Origin of the sequence: Streptomyces sp. HSW2009 (assembly GCF_040240285.1) — a bacterium.
Classification (GTDB): domain Bacteria; phylum Actinomycetota; class Actinomycetes; order Streptomycetales; family Streptomycetaceae; genus Streptomyces.
The window spans coordinates 1-3,728 of sequence record NZ_JBEHZD010000666.1 but is presented as its reverse complement, the minus strand read 5'-3'; the positions used below and the strand labels follow the sequence as shown (position 1 = coordinate 3,728).

Here is a 3,728-nt window from a genome sequence, read left to right as displayed (position 1 = left end):
GGGGGGGGGGGGGGGGGGGGGGGGGCGCGCGGGCGGGGCGGGGGGGGGGGGGGGGGGCGGTATTTTTTAAAACCCCCCCCCCCCACCCGGGCGCCCGGGCCCCCCCCCCCGGGCCCCGGCCGCTCCCCCACACCCGCCCCCGCCACGACCAACACCCGTCGCCCGGCGCAGCGTTGCGGTAACCGGTCCACCCCTGACGGCGCGACCGGCCGCGCGAGCGCCGTACGCACCCCGTCACCGGGGTCAACTCCCCCGTACCTGGCGGCACTTGTGTCCGCCGTACCGTCCCCGACCCCCCGGAATGCGCATGAAGATCCCCGTCACCCCAGGGGCCGGACGCCTCGGCTCCCTGCCCGTACGGCCCGACAGCGGGCCGCAGGGGTGCGGCGACGCACCGGCCGTCGCCGTGTCAGGCGCCCCGCACCGCTGCCACCGCACCCGGTGGCAGGACGAGCAACCGCAGCACCGCGAGCAACTGGAGGCAGCATCATGAACGGCTGGCTGATCACCGGAGCGGGCGGCATGCTCGGGCGCGAGGTGCGGGCGCACTTGGCCGCGGCGTCGGTGCCCGCGCTCCCGCTGACCCAGGCCGACCTGGACCTGACCGACGGCGAGGCGGTGGCCCGCGCGGTGCGCCGCACCCGGCCCGCCGTCGTCGTCAACTGCGCGGCCTGGACCGACGTGGACACCGCCGAACTGCACGAGGCCGCGGCCCTGCGGGTGAACGGCGACGCGGTGCGCAACCTGGCCCGCGCCTGCGCCGCGACCGGCTCCCGGCTGCTGCACGTCTCGTCCGACCAGGTCTTCCCCGGCCGGGCCAGCGCCCCCTACGACGAGACCGCCCGCCCCGGCCCGCGCACCGCCTACGGGCGCACCCGACTGGCCGGCGAACGCGCCGTACTCGAAGAACTGCCGCGCACCGGCACCGTGGTGCGCACCTCGTGGCTGTACGGGGCGCACGGTCCGAACGCCGTGCGCGCGATGGCCGCCCGGGCCACCGCGGGCGAGGGGACCCTCGCGGTCGCCCACGACGAGCACGGCCAGCCGACCTGGACCAGGGACGTGGCGGAGCGGCTGCTTGCGCTCGGCCGGCTGCCCGCCTCACAGACCGCCGGCATCTTCCACGCCACCTGTGGGGGCCGCACCACCTGGTACGACCTGGCCAGGGAGGTGTTCCGGCTGGCCGGGGCCGACCCGGACCGGGTGGTGCCGGTGGACGGTGCGCACTTCGCCGCCGTCGCCCAGCGGCCCACCTGGAGCGTGCTCGGCCACGCCCGGTGGGAGGAGACGGGGCTGAGCGCGCCCCGGCACTGGCGGGACGCGCTCGCGGTGGCCTTCCGCTCGGTGACCGCCGTCGGACCACCGGCCAGGCGACGCCCGTTGCCGCGACGCCCGACGACGCCCCGCGGCACGGCGGTGGCCGCCGCCCGCGGCCCGGTACGCGCACTCAGCGGCTGAGGACGGAACGGAGGGGGCGGGCGGCCGGGCGGAGTACCCCGGGCCTGACCCGAGCCGGCCCCGACCCGAGCCGGGCCAAAGGCGCGCCCCGCCGTGGGGCCCGAGCCAGTCGCTCGCCCCGCCCCCGTACGCCCCGTACCCCCCGTGCTACGCCTTCCCCACCGGCTCGTCGGCCGGCTCCGCCGTCGCGCCCGACCCGGGCGCGATCTGCAACTCGAAGTCGCCCGCGTACTTCTGCTGGCCGGCGATGACCGCGAGTTCCACGGCCTCCTCGCCCTGTTCGCCCCGGACGATCAGCGGATCGCGCCGCAGGTCGCGCATGAGCGCCACGCACATGCCGACCATCACCAGGACGAAGGGCGCGGCGACCAGGATGGTGAGGTTCTGCAAGCCGGTCAGCACGTCCGAGCCGCCCTCGCCGACCAGCAGCATGACGGCGGCCACCGCACCGGTGACCACGCCCCAGAAGATGACGACCAGTCGGGTGGGTTCGAAGGAGCCGCGTTGCGAGAGCGTGCCCATCACGATCGAGGCGGCGTCGGCCCCCGACACGAAGAAGATGCCGACCAGGACCATCACCAGGATGCTGGTGACGGTGGCGATCGGGTACTGCTCCAACACGTCGAACAGCCGCCCCTCGGGCGAGGCGTCGTCGCCGAGCTTGCCGGTGGACTGGAGCTTCATCGCGGAGTTGCCGAAGATCGCGAACCAGAGCAGCGAGACCGTGCTGGGGACCAGGATCACCCCGCCGATGAACTGCCGGATGGTCCGGCCGCGGCTGATGCGGGCGATGAACATGCCGACGAACGGCGTCCAGGAGATCCACCAGGCCCAGTAGAAGACCGTCCACGAACCCAGCCAGTCGGCCACCGACTGGCCGCCGGTCGCCTCCGTACGGCCCACGAGTTGCGGCAGGTCGCCCAGGTAGGCGGCCATCGAAGTGGGCAGCATGTCGAGGATGACGATGGTCGGTCCGGCCACGAAGACGAAGATCGCGAGGGCGAGCGCCAACACCATGTTGATGTTGGAGAGCCACTGGATGCCCCTGGCGATGCCGGACACCGCCGAGGCTACGAACGCGACCGTCAGGACGGCGATGACGGCCACGAGCAACCCGGTGCTCACGTCGTTCATCCACCCCAGCTTCTCCATGCCGCTGCCGATCTGCACGGCGCCGAGGCCGAGCGAGGCGGCGGAGCCGAAGAGGGTGGCGAAGATGGCCAGGATGTCGATGACGCGGCCGACCCCGCCGTTCGCGTGCCGCTTGCCGAGCAGCGGGGTGAACACGGCGCTGATGGTCTGTCGGCGCCCGCGCCGGAAGGTGCTGTACGCGATGGCGAGGCCGACCACCGCGTAGATCGCCCACGGGTGCAGCGTCCAGTGGAAGAGCGTGGTGGCCATCGAGGTCTGCATGGCCTCGTAGTCGTTCTTCGGGTCGGTGCCCGGTGGCGCGTCGATGAAGTGCGACATCGGCTCGCTGACGCCGTAGAACATCAACCCGATGCCCATGCCGGCGCTGAACATCATCGCGACCCAGGAGACGGTGCGGAACTCCGGCTCCTCGCCCTCCTTGCCCAGGGTGATCTTGCCGTAGCGGCTGAGCGCCAGCCACAGGGCGAACACCACGAAACCGGATGCGGCGAGCATGAAGGCCCAGCCGCCGTGGTGGATGAGATCGGTGAGCAGTTCGGACGAGACGTCCTGGAGCGCGTCCGTGGCGATCGCGCCCCAGGTCACGAACGCGAGCGTGAGGACGGCCGTGACGCCGAAGACCACCCGGTCGGTACGCGGCACGGCGGTGCGCTGCGGGCTGCCGGGCATGCTGGCCGGCGCCGTCGCTTCCGCCGGGTCGCCTCGGACGCCCTTCTCCTGGTTGTGCTGTGACACGCGTAGACCTCTCGGTGGCGGCAACTGGTAAACGATTCACCTGCCCGCTACCCCCGACCGGGGAACGCACTCCCCTTGTCGTTGGGCCGTAAGGGGAGCCCGAGAGGGTCCGTACCTGACTGCCGGAGGCGGGTCCACGCGCCCCGGCAGCCCGGTACGGACGTGTCGGGGCGTCACCCGCCCCCGACAGGCGGCGCGGAGTACCGGTGCCTCACCCGCCCCCGGCACTCCGCGCCTAGGTCACCGCGCGGTGCGGGCCGGCGGGACCGTGTCCGAGCCGGCCGGCTTCCGGTCGATCGGGCCCGGCGCCGGCACCGACCGCGGGCTGATCACGGCCCCGAACAGCACCCCGCGGCTGACCGTGGACCTCGCCAGGACCAGTG

3 protein-coding genes are annotated in these 3,728 nt (G+C 73.7%); 2 read left to right on the top strand and 1 reads right to left on the bottom strand.

The features are described from left to right. Positions 1 to 307 precede the first annotated feature (307 nt). Positions 308 to 493 carry a hypothetical protein gene (locus tag AAHZ94_RS30410; RefSeq protein WP_349996944.1) on the top strand — a complete coding sequence of 62 codons (186 nt, stop codon included), beginning with the start codon at positions 308 to 310 and terminating at the stop codon, positions 491 to 493. Further along, complete coding sequence (gene rfbD, locus AAHZ94_RS30405; RefSeq protein WP_349996943.1) at positions 490 to 1,458, top strand: dTDP-4-dehydrorhamnose reductase; 969 nt, start codon at positions 490 to 492, stop codon at positions 1,456 to 1,458. The genes AAHZ94_RS30410 and rfbD overlap by 4 nt, the downstream gene beginning before the upstream one ends. A gap of 147 nt (positions 1,459 to 1,605) precedes the next feature. Here the strand turns inward: rfbD and AAHZ94_RS30400 are convergent, their stop codons facing one another. Then, positions 1,606 to 3,279, bottom strand: coding sequence for a BCCT family transporter (locus AAHZ94_RS30400; protein WP_349996945.1), 1,674 nt, complete (start codon positions 3,277 to 3,279; stop codon positions 1,606 to 1,608). Positions 3,280 to 3,728 lie beyond the last annotated feature (449 nt).